The sequence below is a fragment of the Halorussus salilacus genome (genome assembly GCF_024138125.1).
Lineage (GTDB): Archaea > Halobacteriota > Halobacteria > Halobacteriales > Haladaptataceae > Halorussus > Halorussus salilacus.
Genome location: NZ_CP099995.1, coordinates 82338 through 103437, shown reverse-complemented (window position 1 = coordinate 103437; position 21100 = coordinate 82338). Strand labels below are relative to the sequence as shown.

The window sequence follows — 21100 nt, the reverse complement described above, 5'->3', positions numbered from 1 at the left end:
GTACTCGGTAACGGATGGACTTCCTTCTGTCTCCGACTGCAAGGACGCTGAAGCTCGACGGCACCGACGACGGAGACGCTGCGTTGGTTGCCACCAGCGATGCAGACGACATGCAAGCCATTGCCATCCAGCGCGAATCCGAGTGCGGTGGGTTTAAACTACGATGGCCGGTCTGTCAGGGACTCAGTCGCACCGAGGTCTTCGGCGGCGCTCTCGAAACAGTCTACGTCGAAACCACTGACGACTACAAGGAGGCACTGCGGATCGTAGTGTTGAGTACGATTCGTATCGACTTTGAACGTTCCTCAACGGCAGCCCGACAGAAGCACTTGCGAACCGGTATTTCCTCTCGTTCGCGAGCGACGCCCGTTTGCGGATCGACCGTCAACTGGGAATGTATAGCCAGCTCGTTTACGAACAGGCATTACACGAAGGATCACGGAAAGGGAGGACCTGCAGCATCTGACTGGCACTTTCGTGGCTCCGGATACTGAAGCCATGATTCGAACGTTGTAGGCCGAGCCCTCTAGCCACTCCCGTTCCTCCAATTCAATATCCACAGAGGAGAGGAGACAACACCTACCCAGGAACGGAGAATACTCTACCCTGATTCGGGTTCTGAGGGACCGCACGACGGGTCGCCGCCTTCACCCGGACGAGGCCACTCTGACGATGACTGTAAGTTATCTTATACATCCGTGCTACTACGTCGGTAAGTCCCCCTCATATCCAGAGCGTCTAGTCGATCGCGTTCGTCGACTCGCCGTCTGTGAGGTCGCGCGCCTCCAGACGTTCCTCGAACAGGTCGGTCACTACCTACTCCAGCACTCGGTCTTGGCCTGATCGAGTTCCTCTTTTTCTAATTCGGGAAGGCTGATGAGATCAAAGAGGACTACGAAGTAGTCGTTGAACAGCCTCCTGACGAGTTGAAGAACCTGAGCTTTCCTTGACCTCTAATCCAGCAGGTGAGCATGACACAGACGAGATCTCAAGCAAGCTCACTTTCAGTGTCAACCTTCGTTTCCTCACTAGTTGAGAACTTCGACCGATAGTTTCCCGGAGCGTTTGGAAGAGGCTCGTCTTTCATGAAGCCACCAATTTCACCGTCGGAACCAGCTTCTACAGTGTAGATCTGGTGGTGTTTCACTGAGTCCCCGTCCTTCGTAACCATGAGCTCGTGACTCTGACTGCTTTTGTTTGGATCGAGATCGAATCGAGCCGATACCCGTTATCAGGCAGTCAGCCAGCTAATCCGACACGCCCAGGGAACTACTCATGATGTATTCTCTCCGGTTTATTCCCTTCGGTCACATTTTCCAATAGTAATCCCATTCATATGTGATTTAGTAGCTCCGAAGTCTGGTGCTGGCTTCCCCGTGGCCTCAACATGGGTCTGTCGAAGGTCTTCACCCACTTTCTTGACACACCACTTCCGCTTGTTTCGTCCATCTTCTTAGGATACACCGTTTCCTCAGCATTTTGTAGACTCGGTTTCTCGTTGTGACAGAACTGGAAGCCAGTGTCTACTCATTTTCCAGACACATGTTTCGTTCGAAGATCATCCCGTCAAGCCCTGAGATCTATGTATGCACCGCCGTATGCGCATCAGCCCACCTCTATAAATAATCCCGTATGTGACATATCTCCACTTGATCTACCGCCGGAACCCACGGCTTCTGGTGCTTAAATATTCACTCATTGCCCGCGTTTACCTGTTTCCAGCCGTCTTTCGGCTTCAGAAGTCCACTCAGCTGAGAAGTGTTGTATGCCAAAGAGAGAAGCGAATCTATAAATGTCAAGGAGTATTTGATAGCAGTCTTCGCCCAAGACGAAATCTCTTCATCTTCACTCTCATCAGTCGCATTTGAGTAGATATGATGGTAACCTTTGACTCTGTTGAAATCCCATTGGTTTGACACCTCTTCCACTGAAACAGCCGTTAGTAGACGTGCGAACCTCACAAGGACAAAGAGTAGGACTGAGGTCGTTTGGGTAGTCAGCGAAGGCATCTCAGACAGTTAGAACCAAAAAGAAATTAATACTGCATCTCTTATTAGTCATTGAGATGAGAGACCAAGAAGAAGATGAAGAAATCGAACGAGCTGTCCAATATCTGGTCCAATCGTTCGAATCTTCAGGAAATAACCCGAAACCAGTGGTCCTCCACAGTACAAGAGTAGGAATGGATCTTTACGACAGAGATTACGGAAAGAACATCGTCATCTCTGGCTTTCTCCACGACCTATTAGAAGATACAGATGTTACTTCCGACGAGATTCGGTCGAAGTTTGGAAAAGACGTTGCAAATATCGTGGAAGCTACTAGTTTCGACGAGAACATTGACGACTATCTCGAAAGACACTACGATATATATAAGAGGTGCTTTGAGCTGGGAAGAAGTGCGGTGGCTGTAAAAGCTGCGGATATCCTAGACAATAGTGATTACTACGGCTTGGGAGGGTCCGAAAGCCTAAAAAAGAATCAGATCGAAAAGATGAATTATTTCATTAATAACTCTAAAACATATATCGGGGGGGAGGACATACATCAGGAACTCAGTGACAAGTTACCAATTGTGAAGGAACGAGTGAAGAGAAACATCGAAAGCTGATGTTTTATTCATATTTGGACTAAGTTTCGACTGGCTACTGAGTAGTAGTGAAACCCGTTAGGATCGCACATCAGACATCGTTCACAATAGACTCCACCAGAGTGGGGGAATAAATAGTCTATCGACTCTGTATTTATCACCGAACCCAAGCGTACCTCATTGCGACTGAAACTTCCATTTTCTCATCAATTACATAGGCGTGAACTGGATAATCACCATCACGAGAGTCTTTGTCAAATTGTGTCGCATCTATCTGGATCGGAATCCGAACGAGATCTCCGGCTTCTACCGTCACCCTTCCGCGGCATGGATCGTACGCGGATTCGGGATCGACCGTGTCAGCTGAGGTAGTTATACCGTATGATATGGCAACTGTCTCGTCGTATGGGTTTTGAAACTGGAGTTCCCATTCCGGAGTACTGTCCGCTTCCATTTGAGTAGTACCGTGTAGTAATACGGCCATGAAGGAATATGGAGTGTCGGCTATGTACGCACACTCCACACAATCGATCACGTTCCGATCGATGACCCCAAGCACGTCCCGGTATGTCCTTCGTGTAACTGCTCGGCCACAGTACGGACACTCACCGTACTGGTGTTCGATATCGTCGGTCGTACAATCGGTGAGATACGTCGCTTCGAGTCGCCTTGGAGGATTAGCTAGCATATCGTCGATGAACGATTCCATAGCGCGACCAATTTCATCAGATGCGCGCTCATATCGCTCTCGCAGTTCGGTGCGGGCATCCGTATTGAATGCCGCTCTCCGCCGGTATTTCGAACTACCTCCGATAAGGTTTCTGGCGTTTTCCAACTGACGTTCAGTCTTCTTAGAAAAGAACGGGCGGTCGGGGCTACGGAGAGCCTCGAGTTCGGAGGCGAATTCGTCAGAGACTCTATCCGTCTTAATCTGAATGTTCAGCGACTCCATTTCGAGATACCCCCAGTCAAACAAAAGCAGTCTGAAATGGTCTCCCTCTTTGAAGATGGTGTGGTATGGCAGATCTTTCTCACCGTCGTCCATCGTTACGTGTACATCGCCTGGATCAATAAGAGGAAGCTCTAGATCAACGATTGGAGCCGAGATGTTCTCAAGTCGCATTTCTAGTCGACCGGGTCGATGCTCGATGTTCAGGGACCAATCGCCCGACTCGTTCGTTGGCGGTACTGCTTCTGGTCGGCCGAAGAGTAAGAAGGGAATTCGTTCAACACCGATTCCTTCAGCACATCTGTTCAAGAGATACGTCCGTTCCCCAGCATCGTATCCTGCTTTGATCAGCGCGTGATGGAGCACCACAAGCAACGACTCCACTCGGATAACTCGCGGACTTGCGATCATGGCAGTCGCGTTACTCAGAAGGCTCAGTCCAACATTCACTGGGGATATGGCCGTTTCTGAGAGAATAGGATTGCATGCGTTCAAAAAAATGTGATCTGCCTCTATGGTATCCGCTTTGATGATATTACCATTCTTTGGGCAGTCCATTTCTCCATTGCCCACGCAATTCGGCTGTGGCTCTGTAAATTCGAACTCCTGTTCATCGCTTGGGAATCCACAAAGGTAATCTCCAGACAGAAACTGGTGAATATATTTTCCATTCGCGAGTATTGAAAAGGAATTAAAGCGATCGGACGTGATGTCTTTGATACCATTCGCCGTAACATCACTCCCCGTAAGTATCAAGGAGTCCTCGTATCCGAGTTCAGGCTCGTCTCCAATACCCCGAACCACTAAGGCATCTTCATCACCTGCTGGTGTCCTATCGAAGTACAGCGACCGTGCTTCCGAAACAGTGCGTCCTGTGATTATTCCTATACGAGGGCTGCCTTCAAGTTCCGCGGCAAGGCTTTCATACATCTCAGTCAACGGTAAATCAACCAACCGATCCGGAGGAGAAACGACGAGATTTGTTTCGCTCGGTTTTGGATTAGTTATCTCATAAACCGATTCGCTCTCTCCGGCGATTTCCGATGCAAGTTGCCTGTACTCCGGCGGATTATCGGATCCAAGGACCCTCATTATTGTTAATTTGACTACAGAGAATATTTAACTTTGCGCTTCAGAAGGGAAATATTTGCGTTTCCCTAGAAAGTCGAGTAGCAGCAGCTCTCTGCGGATACTTTCTCGCTAATACAACAAAGCACAGGAGAGGCGGTTATCTGTCTTCGAATCTGCTCTGTGTACAGTTGCTGGCAAAACCGCTTCTCCTTTGCACCGGCCAATTTGTTTCCATACGTAGTCCTCTCCACTCTTTCGCGCCCTGAGGAAATCATATTATATAATAACTTAGCCATTATCAGTTTGGGGCTACATATTCGGCATTGTTCAGATTAGCTGATTCCATGCGAAGGCGAAGGTTTGCAACCAATTTTCGGCGGAGCGGTGGGTCGCGTGGCGGAAATGATTGGCGAACTGTTTGGTTCGGCGTTTTAATTCTTTGAAAACACGTTCGACGCTGTTCCGATTTCCGTGGCGAACATACTGAAATCGGAGGTTTTTCTCGAAGAGTGCGGCCTGTAACCACGGTGCGCCATCGACGAGAAACACCGCGTCACCGACGCGGTGTTTCTCTTGCAATTCGGTGAGAAACTGCTTCGTCACAACGATAGTTCGTGTCGGATAGAGCTTGACGTGGAGGAATTCGTTAGTTTCGGGATCGACGGCGGCGTACAGCCAGTAGCGTTGATTGTTGAGTTGAATCACCGTTTCATCGACCGCAACGTGATTCGGGCTTTTGCCGTCAGTCGGCTGTAGATCGGCTTTCTGCACCCAATTGTGGATAGTGGAGCGACACCGTTTGACACCGAACTTCTCTAAGATAGAAACAGTATCCGAGAGTGATAATCCGGCCGCATGCAGGTGGATACTGAGCTTCATCAGCGGCTCCGGTGTCGCTTCTCGCTCCACAAACTCTAACTCGATCCAGTCGCTACATTCGTTGAGGCGGCTGAATTCTGGCATAGACCACTACGAATTCGACCGCCTCATCCTTCAACGCTTATCTGAACAGTGCCTACATATTCGCTATGTCATTACTTAAACCCCTCCTCAAAGCAGAATATCCCATCTCGCTGTACGACTTCGTTGTCCACCTCGATGCGCGAGTTCTCACTCATGTCTACAATCATATCTACGTGAATCGCACTTTCGTTAAATGTACGATCCGCCGGAACACACTCTTCTATGGCGTTGCCGAGCGCGAGGTGGATGGTATCTCCCATTTTCTCATCAAATAGCATGTTATGGGAAAAGCGGTCAATACCACGATTCATGCCGATACCGAGTTCGCCTACGCGACGTGCACCTTTGTCAGTGTTCAGCAAGCTACTCAACACTTCTTCGTTTTGATGAGCACCGTGGTCAACCACCTCCCCGTCCTTAAACGTAAGACGAACATTGTGTATCTCCCGACCACTACGGGTCAGGGGCATATCGAACAATACCTCACCGTTCACCGAGTCAGGGACTGGCGACGTGAACGTCTCGCCACCTGGTAGATTGTGCTTCGCGTAATCGTTGCCAGTTCGCATCCCCTCGACAGACAGTCGTAGGTCGGTGTCCGTGCCGCTCACGATGCGTATCTCTTCAGCTGGGTCGAGAATCTCGACGAGCTGCTCCTGGCGTTCGCGTTGTGCCTCCCAATCCATGTTGATGGCGTTGTACACGAAATCAGTCCATGCCGCGGTGTTCATCCCTGCTTGCTGGGCGTCGGCAGCCGTGGGGTATTGAGTGAGTACCCAACGGGTTGTCTCACGCCGTTCTTTGCGGATGGGCTGGGTCACACGACCAGACGCAGCTGTTTTCTCAGGGTCGATGTCGCTCATCTCGCTAGCATTCACCGAACCCATTACTATGATCACTACGTCCGTTTGTTTCATTGCGGCGAGTTTGTGGTCTTTCGTCCGGTAGTCATCAACATGCATTGCTCGAGCATAGGCACGACTGGCTTGAATGTTCATCCACGACAGCATGGGGCGTGCGCCACGTTTCCCGATCTGCTCATGAAGTGCCACAACTAGATCATTCGCCACTGCTGGTGCTTTAATGAGTACATTGTCATCTGCTTCGATGTCAGTACAGTGGTCAACGAGAATCTCGGCGTGTTTCTTGACACGGTCGTCCATATCAATCAGATTCATACACAGACCTTATAAAACCATTACTAATATATTAGAATAATAGAACTTGGTTAAAATACAAGAAGGTCGTAGAATCTAATTGGCGGCACTCCAGAATTCTCACACAAAGACCGTCTTGAGTCTTCTAATATGGTTCTCAACAGCTAAGCCGGGGCTCGGTAAATGGTGCCAATTAGGGGAGTGCGGAGAATATAACTGGATAGTGCCTTGCCCAAACCGAATTTAATTAATCTAGAATATATGTCATTAATCATCAGAAGAGGATACATTAACATGTTTCGCTGATTTAACCATTACTCCATTTTTAGAGTGGTAGTAATAATAGAGTACAATAGCACTAGCGACGATAATCCGTGAGAGTGATTCAGCCCAAAAGATTGAGAGAACACCAAACCCGAACACTAACCCAATCCCGGTAATTGGTAGCTGGATTCCATAGTTCTCTAATACGGAACTCCAGAAAGTGACACGAGTTTTTCGAGCGGCGTCAAATCCAGCACGAATAATATAAAGCACGCCTACAGCAGGATAACTATATGATAGAATTCTCACAAATGATGCAGCTAACTCCCGAGACTCATTGTTTAACGAAGGCACTAAAAGGTCGACTACGGATGTAGGGATTAGCCATTGGATAAGACCTAATACAAATAGCACGGAGAAAATAATTCCGCCACTAAGAATAACCGATTTATTGGCGCGCTTAGGTTGATTTGCCCCCAGATTTTGCCCAACAACACTTTGAGTAGCTTGTTTGAATCCTTTTGCAGGAAGCAGGGTGAGACTGCTCACACGTGTTCCAACCGAGTACGCTGCAATACCTGCAACTCCGCCTACTGTAAAGGTAAGGAATGTGAGAAATATGCTAACTGATTGACTTGCAACTGCTTGTCCAGTAATGGGAAGCCCAACCTCCAACAGCTCTTTGTACTCCTCGATCTTCCATTCAATATTGGTGCGAGTCAATTTTGCTTCACTCCACCCACCATACATGATTATTAACGCTAGAATTAACCCCCCTAAGTACCCAGCTACAGTTGATAGTGCTGCTCCTGCAATCCCAAGTGAAGGAACAGGACCTATTCCAAATATGAACACTGGGGCTAGTAAGATATCAACAACAACTGATGCAATATTTGAATAAAGAGACGATTTTGAATCACCCCACCCAATGAAGCCAGCCTCCAACCCATCACTGATAGCAGCAAATGTGAATCCAAAAGCTGTTATTTTCAGATACGCTACAGATAATGAAGGTACATTATCTGCTGATGGAGTATGTTGGAAAGAGCTTAAAAAACCAATAAGGCTGCTTGCCCCAAAATATGTGATTAAGCTAATTATTGCCCCAAGAAGGAGTAACGCTACAATTCCTGTGAACAAAGCTGATTCTGCGCCACTATAATCTTCATTACCGACACGTTGTGAAACTAGGGTTTCGGTACCGACAAAAGGTCCAAGCACGATAAGAGTGATCATGAATCCAATTACCGGACCAGCTAGCCCTGCAGCGGCAACAGCTTCTTCATTTAACCTTCCTAGCCAAAATAAATTGGACAGTTGTTGAGCAATCCGCACAAAATTCTGCATTATCAGCGGAATAGAAAGGCCAATTATCGCTTTGTATAGTTGCCCTTCAGTTATCTCTTCCGAGCCGACATTAATCATTTTATAATCAATTATTTATTATATATTACGGATAGTCTCTAATAATCTAAACTTATGGGTGGCAACGATATTTCCAGTATGTCTTTCATGTGGAATTATATGGCCACTCACAGTAAATGGGTCTGTTCGGTTAGTATTAAATATTTTGATTCTAATAGGAAATGCCATCTTATTAATAGGGGATAACAGCTAGAGGATAGGCTAGTGATTCATAGCACTCTATAACAGGATTGGAAGGAGCGTCAATTGGGTTAGAGGGCACTGTCTAGTTAGCGTAAAATAGACCCTTTGGTACGATTCTTGATTGGTGTACCACCATACACTCAAATAGCGGCTCAAAGCCTTCACTACGTTCTTATCTCAATACTGTTTATAGATCAAACCAAAGAGTATTTGTTTGGGGAATTATTAATTCAATAACGTCAATGGAGGTGATAATATGCTTATGGACGCCGCACTCATATTCTATACGGAACAAAAAGCAACGAGAGTTAATCTCTAAGACATCATGAAGTGGTAGAACGTCCTACTAAACTCCGACCCTACTTACGGTATAAGAATGAAGCTGAGACCTACAACTTCGTCACATCGGAAAAACGGGGACGTGGCTATGGCAGTGGAGTCCACAAGGAGTATACCTTCGTCGACGATCCGGAGGTGGTCGCCGAAACCCTCCAGCCTGACATCAGACTCGAGCAAGCTGAACACGAAGAGAATCTCGTCAAATCTGTTGTCAATGCGCAGATAGACAATTTCTTCGAGGGGAACTAAGGCGAAGAGATATCGACGCCGGTCTGGATTTCATTTCGCACACGGTCGTAGCGATTCCCGGATGCCGACTGTACCTCGTAGCGTCCACCCTTCTCAAGCAACGAAACCGACATCTCCTCGTTGACCGCGCGGCGGGTGCGGGGTTCGAGATCGTCGACTTGGCCGTCATCAGTTGACGCGACCATCCGGTCGCGAACGTCTCCTGTGCAATCTCCATCTAGGGCGACGGCGTCAGTCCCGTGGATTCGCTCCTGAAGGAGATCCTTGATCGGGTGACCCTGTAGCCACAAGAAGTGGACTCCGCGCCGCTCGCGGTGGTCGTAGGAGTCGCAGTCGACAGCGCTCCCAGTCCAGACGCGCCACGCTCCGAGCGCACTCATTACCTCGACGGTGAGACGGGAACTGACTCGTGCTCGGCGGGATAGAAGATCCGAAAGCGCGTACACACTTCCTGCGGGGAGACGGTCGTCCACCATTCGACGTCGGTACCCCAGCTCTCGAACATCGCCGCATCCAGACCGTATCCAACGGTCACGTCATCGATTCGTGGGAACGTGATATCCGGAACTGACGCCCTCTCTTCGAGCAATTTCAGTATCGCGTAGCGCAGATACTCGTGCGCCGAATTCTCGGCCGAATGCGCGACCTGTTTATGCTGCGTTGCGATCTGCTCTGCTTCCTCAAGAACAGCGGAAAGGTATCTATCGGTCATGGGTCGTGGTCTCCGGAAGATGCCTCCGCCCCTCTGCGGGCACAGAAAAATTAACCAACAGAGTAGGCAGATACCCCCTCAACGTTGGTTAAGCCGAACTGTCGATCACGTCGATGATCTCCTCAGCCGTGGTGCTGATCTGGCCTAGCCGTTCGCGAACAACCTCGGGATCGTCCGACTCCCAGGCTGCGAGGTTAAACGCCGAGCCACTCGTGTCGAGCCCGCAGTAGCGGCCCACGACGTACGCAACAGCTTCTGCCTCGACTTCGCGTTTCGACCGTTTGGTGTCGTCATCGATGTCGAAGTGGAGCAGGGCGTGCGCGTACTCGTGAACCAGCGTCCGGGCGAGGTCAGCGTCGTTCTCCCGATCCCGAACCTCGACACGCGGCTGCATATCGACGAGACTCAGCTGCTAGCAGATGCCCTTCGCCTCACCGTGAGTCCACTCGTCGGACGGAATGATCCGCACCGTCACGCCGAGCTGATCCGCTGCGTCGGTCAGCTGGCCACGAGCCAGACGGCGGGTCAATGGAGAGTCGCAGGAGATTGCGCCAAACCGCCATCATAAGCTGATGTTTCTGTACACAGACTATCGTAAATCCGGTAACTAGTCCGGTTCAAGATCCGTTTCTCGACGACCGCATGCATCTCGTGAAGAACATCCAGAAGCCGTCGATACGGCGGGTTAAGATATTCACGGAGATCCTGTATCGCATCGATCACACAGTCAGCGTAGCCGCCGTCACCCTTCTTGACCGCTGGTGAGACATCGATAGAAATAGGACGCTTCGCCAGTGTTACGAGGCGATCTGTGAAGCGAGAGAGTTGAGAGAGCACATTACATGGGTCTGGCTCAGAGGCCAGTTAGTACACCGGAATGAAACGTTTTCCACAGCGTCTATACAACGGCAAAAGTGTCTCAAGATCAGGATCCTCCCCTTCGCCTCTCACCGGCGACCCCGACAACCACTCGAAGAGCCCACGCCAACGCGGGCGACCCGACACGATTCCGAACAGGTCACCGACCGAGACTGCGTCCCGGTTTCAGGAGGCGGTCGGTCGCAGTAGCGCCGATATGCACGGTTGCTGGGTGACGACACCTCTTGCTCTATTGGCTACTCTGGTGTCGCCATCTCTCGACTCAGTCTAGGGATTAGTTCCTTCCTGAGGATCGGTTCGTTCGTGACGGCCACATCGCCACTAAACGACGTGTCAAGTGCTTCAGTCAGCGAGCGTTGTAATAGGCTGCTATCGGTGACCAACACGTCGAATCGACCCTTCAGGTCGACACCAATCAGGAGGATGTGGTCGAGACCCCGCGCATTGCACATCGAATTGAGGGTTTCGACTATCTCCACTTGGTGACTGTCGACAAAATCGTCCACCGCGAGAATCTCGAGTTGGACGATCCCGATATCGGTTCCCGATACAGATATGCTAGCGAAGTCACTATCGAAAATGGACCGGAGCGACTCGTCGCCGACTCTCGACTTATGCTTGAACATCTGATCCGTAATCTCCTGCGAGACGTCGGCCGACCGTTGCAACCACGCCACCACCGCTTCGTCTCTGTCAGTCGTCACGTTCGCGCGAAGATCGAGTGTATTGGAGACGATCGCAGCGTACAACACATTGGCGAGCTTATCGGTCAGTGGAGCCCCCGCTTCCCGGTACCGCTCGGCGACAAGCGTGGCCGCTGCACCGACGAGTTCGACTTGCAGCGTGGCATTCGGAAATGCCTCTGGGTTGTGGGCTTCTCTGTGGTCGATGACCTCCGTGACGGCGTCCGGATCTATCTCGTTCGAGATCCCTCGACGGTCGGATGCGTCGACCAGACGTACTTCGTCGTAATCCGACAGCTCTTCCGTAGCTGGAACGGTCAAATCTAGCCTATCGAGCACGAATTGCGCTTCCCGATGTGGCGTGCCGAACGTCGCACCGACGGCATCCTTCCCTTCGTACTGTAGGAGTTCCGAGTAGGCAAGCAGACACGCCACGGCGTCCAAGTCAGGGCTTTCGTACCCGGTGACCAGAATCCGAGGGTTCATAGGAGATCCATCTAACACGACGGGTTTCAGGTTTTTCATTCGAGACCTACCGTCACTCGCCAGACTACTTTCCGAGCCGGGGGAACCGCTCGACGGACCACGTCACGGAACCCCCCAGCACCACATCCATCCGAACGTCCCCCAGTCCGGACTCGACTGCTTAACGACATATCGAGGGTCACGGAACAAGACGTGGTTCTTCAAAGAGAAGTCTCTTGACCGGAGAACGGGCGAGCCAGCCGTCACCGAAATTGGGATCGAGGATGGGACTATCATCAGTCCGGCCGTTCGCCAGCTGCGAGCTCCGTCACGCGATCCTGCCCGTCAATGGCCTCGATACGGTTGACGACGGCCGATGGCACGTGAGTCCGCCAATCCTCGTCATCGATCATGGCCTCTCGGATCTGTGAGGCACTGATATCTCGTTGTTTTCGCTTGGTGTACACTTGACGATCCCGCTCCCGGAGTCGTCGTACCTTCACCTCGTGCCACTCTTCCAAGACGTATACGAAATGGACACACGATTCGGGTGCGTAGTACTTCCACAGTTCTGGCCTGTTGATCGGGAAGGGATGGATCTCGACTGGGACGTCGACCGATGAATCGTTGATGGCGTCCCGAACCATCCGGAAGCGCTCGAAGTATCGAAATGGGTTGGCCTCCGGCCGGTGTCTTTCTGAATCAGCTCGTTCTTTCTCCGTGTGAGACGAGTCGCTGTTTGTAATCCCCACGATCAATCGATCTGCAGTATCGGCAGCCCACTTCACGTACTCAAGGTGGCCGTCGTGGAACGGCTGGAACCGGCCATGAATGTGTCCGATCATATTACGACAGGCTCTCTAGGTAACGCTCAATCTCGACATCCTGGGTGACCAACGTCGTCCCGCGGTCCGAGTTCGAGTACTCGCCAACCACAACCGGGTCCGCCTGCGATACCGCCAGCAGATCGGCTTCGATATCTCGAATCACGGTCGGCCTGGCAACGACAGCGATCGGTCCATTCGTCTCGACCGTGACGTCCGGAACGGTCCAGTGCGCGTGGACGTGGTCAGCGATGGTTTCACTCAATATCGGGATATCCGTGATGTTGAACGCTAGATCGCGTTTCTCCGACGGTTTCTCCAGATCTCGAATCCCCGGACCCGAGACATCCGAGGAGTACTTGATGTGTTTCGACGGGTCGAACGACTCATCGGGCCCCGGACAGTACTGAGCGATGACTTCGGCGACGGGGTGATGGTCGGCAATCAGTTCACGACGTGCAGCATCCTTCAGTTCGGCATCCGAGCTCTCGATTCCGACGGTGTACATCGCGAGTCCCCCCAGCGATCGGTGGAGCAACACCTGATCCCCTGACGTGATCTCCCGTTCGAAAGTGGGAGGGTCGTGAGGTATACGCGCCGTCGCTGTCGCACCGAACAACCAACCGTACCCATCGTGTTCGAGAACGACGCCCGGAAGCAATGAGATGTCGTCGGGGAGGACACTCCGGTACCACTCGTCCACCTCCTCAGGGGTGACGTCATTCCCGGTCGTCACGACGACAATCGGTCTGACCGTGCGACCGTCGTGACCGCCTGCCGAGTAACAATCATTGAGCGTGTGATAGGATGCGATGGCCGCCTGTTCGCGGACAGAGAGATCCGGAAACGCGTGAATGATATCGATATTGGCGACGATGTGTCCCTCCCGCTTGGGACCCACCGGCTCGAAGTGCTCGAACCACTGCACCGTTTTGCTCGCCTTGTTAAGTTGGACCGAGTGCCCCTTTCCGATCGTCACCGACCCGATCTTCCCTAATGACTCGTAGATCTCACCGATCGTCTCAACGAACTGCTGCTCACTCCCGCCAAGGTCCGTATCAGCGAGAGTAGCGGTCAACGTCCACACGGGACCGTCTATCTCAAGCGGATCATGGGACGCAATGGAGTCGGCCTCGATCGTCTCGACCGCGCGTCGACAGTCGTCGGTCAACGGCAGAATAGCGACGTCGCCATTGTCACCAAGCTCGACACCCACTTGCCGAAGCCGCTCCCCAAGTTTCCGCCGCGCTGGGTAGACGACCTCCTCAAGTGACGTCTTGCCGCCACAACCGCAGATGGATCTAACAGCCTCTATTCCACGATTTCCACCAGGAGAGTTAGAGTTCGTATCTTTTCCCATGGGGCACAATGGATATAATTTACCCCATACGTTTATTTCTATCTATGGTTATGTTCTATGAGGTGAAAGTCAGGACTGGGCTGGACCACAGGCAAAGACACCCATGAGACGCCAGCGACTTCGATCCGACGTCGCTGGTCGCTGCTGCTACCGCCGTAGATCACAAGCACGCTGCACCGAGAAAGACCCATGCGAGTTCGCCCGCATCGACATAAGAAACGGGTCCTTACATCTAAAATCGGGCTACTCAAAGTGATGTCGGTAGATGAACTCCGCCATCTCGTCCATCGCCCCGGTGATGCCGTAGCAGTCGACCGTCTCAACGAGATCTGCGATCAGGCTCACCCGCTTCGACTGCTGCGTTCGACCCTCGACGACGGGGGTGACGCTCCGAGCCCCATAGAGTAGCGGTTGGTAGTAGTGAGAGTAGTACACCGCCTGTTTGGACACGTCCCAGAGAGCTTCGATGTGCGAGAAGTCCACGACTCGAAGTCGGTCGTCCAGTGGAAGGCGCATCACCGAGTAGATGGCCTCGATATCCAACTCGTCGTCGACCCGGGAGAGGCCGAGTTCGGCGTGCGTACACTCGATCCCCTCTTGCCAGAGCCCCTCCTCGTCGATGGTACCTGAGGGGAGTTCGACATCGAAGGCGTCGAACTCCAAGCACAGCGATCCCTTCTTACAAACAACGGTCTGCTCGCCGGCGATCGCACGTTCGGCATCGATCAGAGTCCGGTCGCCCGACATGTAGCCTGCGTCGTATTTCTCGCACATCTTGAACGCGGTCGTCGTCTTGCCGGCAGTGCCTGGCCCGATGAGCAACACTGCCGACCCATCGATCTCGACCGTCGCCGAGTGCATGGATATGCAGTCGTTCTCGACGTACAGGCGTTCAAACACTCGCGACGCGAGCGCCATCACGTCGGATGTGATATACTCTTCGGAGGTGATACCAAGTAGTGCGCGTTCCTCGCCGACGACGAGCTCCGGCTCTCCCAATTCGACCTCCACCGTGTAGTCCGCCTTCTTGCCGGTGACCTGTTTCGCTCCAGGAATCCCCCTTCGCATCCGTGCCTCGACCTCAGAAGCTACCGATTCGACACCATCCAACTGAACGACTGACCCATGTGACTCGAACTGCATTACTACTTTTATGCTGTTAGTTATCAAATTTAGTTCTTATGCTTCCCTGTATTGATCCGTGATGATCGGAGTAGCGGTGTCTCGCCCTCCATAGCGATGTGGAGACCGTGACAGGCGTCGAAATGGCAGTGGGATCGAGGGACGCATACCAATCTTCCTGGATGATTTTGACGTTTGGGCTCTGCACATCACACCTGACATTTAGAACTCCCCCAAAGGAATTGCTTTTCATCGTTTTTGTACCCAAAATATATATGTGATAATACTCACGAAGAGAACATAGATGAAGGGTCTGATTTTCGGGCCGTTGGGTGCTGGGAAAGGAGTCCAGTGCAGAAAGCTCGAGAAGCAAGAAGGGGTGAGACACGTCGAAACCGGGACCATTCTTCGAGAGAACAGAGAGATGGAGACACCCTATGGAACTCCGGCAGACTACATCGAAGCTGGCGACTACGTCCCCGATGAAGTGATCAACGAAGTCGTCGAACAGATTCTCCGAGACGAGAGCAGATTCATCCTCGACGGCTACCCACGGACGATGAGCCAAGTATCATATCTTTCCTCGATAACCGACCTATCGGTGATGGTCTACATGCACGTGAGCGACGAAACGACGTTAAATCGACTCAAGAATCGACAGATCTGCAGTTCTTGTAATGAATCCTACCACGAGGAGTACAAACCCCCGGCGCAAACTGGACAGTGTGATTCCTGCGCGGCACCTCTTGTCGAACGTAGCGACGACGACGAAGAAATAATCCGGCATCGAATCGAGGTGTATAAAGAGAAGACGGTCCCGGTGATCGAACACTATTCCGACCAACTGGACGTCATCTCTATCGATGCCGAACGGCCGCACGATGTCGTCTGGAAAGAACTCTCTTCGGCCATTCGTCCCTATCTGTAGCCGATAGACGGGCGTTGCCAAATGGACTCGCCAACTGTGCACCCTGTTTGCAGCCATTACTGAGACGCCCCCACCGTTCTGTTCCCTATCGATACAACCCCGAGGTCCGAGATCACGCAAAGCCAGAGCGGTCTTGATCAAGGAGCAGTGGCGGCGAGACCCGTCGCACCGGCGACTGGGTAATCGTACCCAGACACACGAGAGACGTCAGGGTCCGATGGGTGAAACGATGAGAAATGGAGCCCAGTGGTTTAGCAGGCACTTGGTTCATGATCGCCGTGACGCAGTCGTCGCTGACGGTACGACCGAACAGGGCAGCACACGTCTTACGACGCGGGTACCTATCAGGGAGTAAGAGCCTCCAAGAACGAGGTTGGACTCCGACTGCAGCGATGGCTACGTTGTATCCACCCCAGTTCGACGACCGCCACGTCCGGCCATCACCACCGGTGAAGTCTCTTAAACAGCCATCGAGAAGTATATTCTACACAGTCACTTACTAGATGTAAGTGATAAGAAATAGAGACCAGAGTTTTTTTATACCATATATTATTATTTAATTGTGGGCTTGAGACATGGAGCAAAGGAAAGGGAGTTGGGACGACTGGTACGAGAGGGTAGACGGAGACGTTGACGAAGACATAGTCAAACTCGCGTCGATCCTCGAAGACGAAGGAAAAGAACGTGTCCTCGACGTTGGCTGCGGGGCCGGCCGCCATCTAATGTATCTGGCTCGACATGGCTTCGATCTCCATGGGTTCGACTTCTCGGAATCTGCTGTCGACGCCTTGACGGAGAATCTGGCAAGTGCCGATTTCGATGCGGACGTCCGACAAGCCAACTTCGCGGAAGAGTTCGTCTACGAAGACGAGTACTTCGATGCGACCATCGCGACGGTGTCGATCAACCACGCCGACCTGGAAACGATCGAGCACGCCGTAGCCGAGATGTACCGAGTGTTGAAGCCGTCGGGATTGGTCTACGTCCAGCTGCCCACGTATCAGAAGCTGGTCGACCTCAAAGAAGACGGTGAAGAGTTCGAAAAGGTCGAACCAGGAACCGTCGTTCCGCTGGAAGGTCCCGAAGAAGGCATCCCCCATCACAACTTCCGAAGAGACGAAGTGATGGAGGTCTTCTCCGAGTTCGAACCGATGGAGCTCACGAAACGAGGCGACAACTTCTGCTTCCTGGCACGGAAACCTGACAGGTCGACCTATGAGTGAGAATTTAATCATCGTTGGGACCCCCTCGTTCAATGAAGAAGACAACATCTCCCACGTTACACAGACCGCCGACGAGGGGCTCGAGACGTACTTCCCGGAGTCGGAAGCCGTCATCGTTAACCTCGATCAGAGCGAGGATGACACTCGAGAACACTTTTTGGCCACGGAGACGACCTTCCCGAAGGAGTATGTTCGCCCCGGTCCCGAGATCGGGAAAGGCCGGAGCCTCATCTCGCTGCTCGAGTACGCCGACGAGAGAGCCGAGGACTTCGACAACGTGTGCATACTGACCATCGATGCCGACATAACGTCAGTGCAGCCAGCGTGGATAGAGAAGTTGGCCACGCCCGTCCTTGAGACGGACGTGAATTTCGTGACAGCCAACTACGAGCGCAACAGGTACGAAGGTAATACTACCAACCACTTCTGCTATCCACTCGTCTCTGCGATCTATGACTGCGATCTAAGACAGCCCATCGCAGGTGACTTCTCTATGGATTACGAAGCCTGCAAGACATTCCTGTCGGCCCCAAAGACGCCGGCAGTATACAGATACGGCATCGACTATTTCTTCTCTCTCACTGCCCTTGAGAACGATCTGAACGTGAAAGAATCCTCGCTCGGAAAGAAGATCCACAAACCCAGTTTTGGGAAGATGGTCCCTATGTTTAGAGAGATAGCCGCCACCACGTTCTTCCTTCTCAGCAGAGGAGACCATACTGGTACCACCCGGAGTATCGAAGGTATAAACAATTCGAGCGCGATAGCTGATTACGTCGATAAGCCCTCACAAGAAGCGGTGGAGGAGCGGCTGGACACCGCCGTTGGCCTCCTGACAGAATTGTCGGGGGAAGACGCGACCGACTGCGAGCCCATATCTACGGGGTTTGTCAAGAACAAGATTCAACAGCAGTGCCTAACCCGCGAAATGTGGTGCGACATTCTGGGACAGTTCCTCAGGTACATCGATGGCCGTAGTGTCTCCACAGAAGAGGCGAACAGGTTGGCTGAGGTCATCACGCCGTTCTATCTGCTACGGGTCTTGACGTACTTCGAGAACATCGAAGGGAAAAGCAAAGCAGAGGTCGAGATTGAACTCGAAGAACAGAAGACTCGTTTAAAAGAGGCGATCGACTGATCAGCCGACCCACTCATCGTCTCGGCCTTGACTCGTCGGTGCAGCACCAGTTTCTCGGCAGATACTCGAGTCGGACCAGAGTCCGTGTTGGAGCAGGTATGATTCGTCCAAGGGTGACCTCATCGACGCCAACGCGCGTAGCCGGTACCATCGACACGTTTCGGTCGGCGACGGGCAAACCGACGGGGATCATTGTCCTCGCGAGTCGATACGATCACAGTCACTCCAGGAAGCAATCGCTCGTTCGAGCGGAGTCAGAGGGCTCGATTTGGTTCCTGCTGGACGACCGAATGGAGGTAGACTGGTCTGCGGGTGACTCTTGTAGATGATTCTTGATGAAACCCCAAGGGGGCTTCTGGTGACGATCTTTGCAGGACCCAGATCATGAAGCCGGAACGTTTTAAAATCCAGTTCCTGATACAAAAATGTGGGAGAACCCGAGTCCGGAAGAACCCTTACCCAGAGGAGTGAGTGCGAACATGACGAAGATCGGCTGGACGTCGCAATTCGCGGAGGCACGGTATACGTCGGGTCACGGTTCGTCGAGACAGATGTCGGCATTCGAGGGAATCGAATCGAACGCGTCGGTCGGATCGAGAGTGCTCGGGAGGAAATCGACGCGTCCGGTTGTTTCGTCATTCCAGGACTAGTGAACGTACACACACACACACCGATGACCCTGCTTCGTGGTCTCGCAGACGGATTCCCGGTCCGGAGGTGGTTCAGGAAAGAGATTCAGCCGGTAGAGGAGCGAATGACGGCAGAGGACGTGTACAACGGCGCACGGCTAGCGATCGCAGAAATGCTACTGTCGGGGACTACCGCCTTCGGAGAGATGTATTTCGAAGAAGAGGCGATTCTCCGTGCAGTCGCCGAATCTGGGATTAGGGCGAGAGTCGGCTACGGGATGAGCAACGAGGAGAAAACGCGAGAGGAGTCGGAGGCGCAATTCGGCCAAGCCAAGCGGTTCGTCACGCACGTTCGGGATGCATTCACCCCACGCGTTACGCCGATGATAACACCTCACGCAACGTACACCTGTGACGACTGGTTCCTCAAGCGGGCCGCCGAGGTTGCGAATACTTTGGACTGCCCCATCCACATACACCTTAGCGAATCTAAAGAAGACGCTCTAGACACGATCGAACGACACGGTATTCGTCCAGTCGAACACCTCGACAGAGTCGGGTTCTGGGACGCGAACGCATACGTTGCACACGCGGTCCACTTGGACCCGTCGGAGATCGAAATCTTGGCGGAGGAAGACGTCGGTGTCGCCCACTGTCCAGGAGCGAACATGAAGCTTCGCTCCGGGTTTTGTCCGGTTTCAGAACTCAGAGAAGCCGGGGTCTCGGTCTCGCTGGCGACCGACGGGCCAGCTTCGAACAACAGTCTCGACATGCTCGAAGAGATGAAACTCGCAACGCTACTCTCTCGTTGCAGACTTGGTACCGTCGACGTGGAAAGTCGGACTATACTCGACATGGCGACACGCGTCGGTGCGGACATTCTTGACGTCGAGGCCGGGCGAATCGAACCTGGGTTCCGTGCCGATATCGCCATCCTCGATGGCGAGGTGTCATCGCTCGTGCCAGTCAACGACCCGGTCTCGAACATCGTGTACTCGGCGAACCGTGAGGCCGTTCGAACTGTGCTGGTCGGGGGAGACATCCTCGTCTCCGAGCGCGAACTGGTGCCGTTCGACGAAGACGAAGTATACGACGCAGCGCGAAAATCCAGCCAACGCATTGCAGACGGGAGGGAACTGGCCTGAAGCCGCCAATTGGGTGAACGGTGGGATGTTCCTAGCCTCCTTGACCTGTGGTTCGGTCTTCTGGGAGAAGTACGGGCAGTCGAAGGCTCGAACACGGAGCATCGGGAGTTCGGATGCGTATTCTTCTTGCGTGTCCTCGCTTTCCACACGGAAGGTCATCGTCTCCCGTTCGATGGGTCTATATTCGAACAGCAAGAGCCTGAGCCCCTCTCCTTCCTCTATGAGAGCGCGTGGTACGGCGGCTCCCCCTCGTCGACGTCTATCTTTACGTGGAGGTCGTCAGTGTCGATGCGTGGTATTTTCACATCGACGAGCGGCTTCAAGACGTTATGGAGACTGACGTCCAGGTAATGACTTCAGGCGTCCACGCTCAGTGTCCATTCGGCAGACTCGAGGGATGGCGGCGCCGTATCTGGATGGATGAACAGCAGGAATGGCGTTGGCTCGGCACCGATCGCCAGAGCGCATTCATTTAACAGATCGTTCCACTCGGGTGCCCCATAGCTGGCTTTGATTAGGGCGTGGTGGAGAGTCACGAGCACCGAGTTTGGTCGGATGATCCGAGGCCTCTCAAAAACGCTGGTGGCGTTAGTGAACTACCCCGACCTACCGCGCTCGGGCCTACCCGGCCCTCGCTTGTTGAGGTCGGGGCTTCCTGTTTCTGTGTCGGAACGTGCAGGAACAGGTCCCACAGCGGTTCCAGACTCCGCAGGCGATTTCCCTCGACGGGCGGTTTGGAGTGTCCCACTCCTACCGGATGGACACTCGGGCCACACGTCCGACGCACGCTTCTTGTCGCGTT

At 52.6% G+C, this 21100-nt stretch carries 16 protein-coding genes and 4 pseudogenes; 7 read left to right on the top strand and 13 right to left on the bottom strand.

The annotated features are described in order from the left end of the window. Positions 1 to 14 precede the first annotated feature (14 nt). Positions 15 to 494, top strand: coding sequence for a hypothetical protein (locus NGM10_RS17655; RefSeq protein ID WP_253484780.1), 480 nt, complete (start codon positions 15 to 17; stop codon positions 492 to 494). Between the two features lie 494 nt (positions 495 to 988). Here NGM10_RS17655 and NGM10_RS17650 read toward each other — a convergent pair whose 3' ends face one another. Together NGM10_RS17650 and NGM10_RS17645 are read right to left on the bottom strand one after the other, a co-directional pair. Beyond that, complete coding sequence (locus NGM10_RS17650) at positions 989 to 1171, bottom strand: hypothetical protein (protein ID WP_253484778.1); 183 nt, start codon at positions 1169 to 1171, stop codon at positions 989 to 991. Between the two features lie 520 nt (positions 1172 to 1691). Then, positions 1692 to 2009: a hypothetical protein gene (locus tag NGM10_RS17645; protein WP_253484776.1), complete on the bottom strand. Its 318-nt coding sequence runs from the start codon at positions 2007 to 2009 to the stop codon at positions 1692 to 1694. 56 nt (positions 2010 to 2065) lie between these two features. On the opposite strand from NGM10_RS17645, the gene NGM10_RS17640 reads away from it, so the two are divergent. Continuing rightward, entirely contained in the window at positions 2066 to 2611 is a 546-nt protein-coding gene (locus NGM10_RS17640; RefSeq protein ID WP_253484773.1) for an HD domain-containing protein, read from the top strand. A 136-nt stretch (positions 2612 to 2747) separates the two neighbouring features. On the opposite strand, the gene NGM10_RS17635 is transcribed toward NGM10_RS17640, so the two are convergent. The 5 genes and pseudogenes from NGM10_RS17635 to NGM10_RS18385 form a co-directional block, all read right to left on the bottom strand. After that, a complete protein-coding gene (locus NGM10_RS17635) occupies positions 2748 to 4631 on the bottom strand; it encodes a hypothetical protein (protein ID WP_253484771.1) in 1884 nt (627 codons plus the stop codon). Between the two features lie 306 nt (positions 4632 to 4937). Next, positions 4938 to 5573: an IS6 family transposase gene (locus NGM10_RS17630; protein ID WP_253480417.1), complete on the bottom strand. Its 636-nt coding sequence runs from the start codon at positions 5571 to 5573 to the stop codon at positions 4938 to 4940. Positions 5574 to 5644: 71 nt separating this feature from the next. Continuing rightward, positions 5645 to 6736: an aminopeptidase gene (locus NGM10_RS17625; RefSeq protein WP_253485029.1), complete on the bottom strand. Its 1092-nt coding sequence runs from the start codon at positions 6734 to 6736 to the stop codon at positions 5645 to 5647. Between the two features lie 261 nt (positions 6737 to 6997). Beyond that, entirely contained in the window at positions 6998 to 8341 is a 1344-nt protein-coding gene (locus tag NGM10_RS17620; protein WP_438267177.1) for an MATE family efflux transporter, read from the bottom strand. A 50-nt stretch (positions 8342 to 8391) separates the two neighbouring features. Continuing rightward, a pseudogene (locus NGM10_RS18385) lies at positions 8392 to 8430 on the bottom strand (hypothetical protein). A 532-nt stretch (positions 8431 to 8962) separates the two neighbouring features. Here NGM10_RS18385 and NGM10_RS17615 point away from each other — a divergent pair. Further along, positions 8963 to 9190 (top strand): annotated as a pseudogene (locus NGM10_RS17615) (cell division control protein Cdc6); the annotation flags it as partial. A 44-nt stretch (positions 9191 to 9234) separates the two neighbouring features. On the opposite strand, the pseudogene NGM10_RS17610 reads toward NGM10_RS17615, so the two are convergent. The 6 genes and pseudogenes from NGM10_RS17610 to NGM10_RS17585 form a co-directional block, all read right to left on the bottom strand. After that, positions 9235 to 9902, bottom strand: a pseudogene (locus NGM10_RS17610) (hypothetical protein); the annotation flags it as partial. A gap of 88 nt (positions 9903 to 9990) precedes the next feature. After that, positions 9991 to 10407, bottom strand: a pseudogene (locus NGM10_RS17605) (ImmA/IrrE family metallo-endopeptidase); the annotation flags it as partial. Between the two features lie 610 nt (positions 10408 to 11017). Continuing rightward, positions 11018 to 11950, bottom strand: coding sequence for a DHHA2 domain-containing protein (locus tag NGM10_RS17600; protein WP_253484767.1), 933 nt, complete (start codon positions 11948 to 11950; stop codon positions 11018 to 11020). A gap of 275 nt (positions 11951 to 12225) precedes the next feature. Next, positions 12226 to 12774 carry an adenylyltransferase/cytidyltransferase family protein gene (locus NGM10_RS17595; RefSeq protein WP_253484765.1) on the bottom strand — a complete coding sequence of 183 codons (549 nt, stop codon included), beginning with the start codon at positions 12772 to 12774 and terminating at the stop codon, positions 12226 to 12228. A 1-nt stretch (position 12775) separates the two neighbouring features. Next, positions 12776 to 14113: a hypothetical protein gene (locus NGM10_RS17590; protein WP_253484763.1), complete on the bottom strand. Its 1338-nt coding sequence runs from the start codon at positions 14111 to 14113 to the stop codon at positions 12776 to 12778. Between the two features lie 243 nt (positions 14114 to 14356). Further along, positions 14357 to 15256 (bottom strand): hypothetical protein, encoded by a 900-nt coding sequence (locus tag NGM10_RS17585; RefSeq protein ID WP_253484760.1) that lies wholly within the window; start codon positions 15254 to 15256, stop codon positions 14357 to 14359. A gap of 283 nt (positions 15257 to 15539) precedes the next feature. On the opposite strand from NGM10_RS17585, the gene NGM10_RS17580 reads away from it, so the two are divergent. The 4 genes from NGM10_RS17580 (at position 15540) to NGM10_RS17565 (ending at position 20298) form a co-directional block, all read left to right on the top strand. Continuing rightward, positions 15540 to 16163, top strand: coding sequence for an adenylate kinase family protein (locus NGM10_RS17580; protein ID WP_253484758.1), 624 nt, complete (start codon positions 15540 to 15542; stop codon positions 16161 to 16163). Positions 16164 to 16738: 575 nt separating this feature from the next. Next, positions 16739 to 17386 (top strand): class I SAM-dependent methyltransferase, encoded by a 648-nt coding sequence (locus NGM10_RS17575; protein WP_253484755.1) that lies wholly within the window; start codon positions 16739 to 16741, stop codon positions 17384 to 17386. Then, positions 17379 to 18524, top strand: coding sequence for a glycosyltransferase (locus tag NGM10_RS17570; protein ID WP_253484752.1), 1146 nt, complete (start codon positions 17379 to 17381; stop codon positions 18522 to 18524). The genes NGM10_RS17575 and NGM10_RS17570 overlap by 8 nt, the downstream gene beginning before the upstream one ends. A 427-nt stretch (positions 18525 to 18951) precedes the next feature. Next, complete coding sequence (locus tag NGM10_RS17565) at positions 18952 to 20298, top strand: amidohydrolase (protein ID WP_253484750.1); 1347 nt, start codon at positions 18952 to 18954, stop codon at positions 20296 to 20298. The last annotated feature ends 802 nt before the right edge of the window (positions 20299 to 21100 follow it).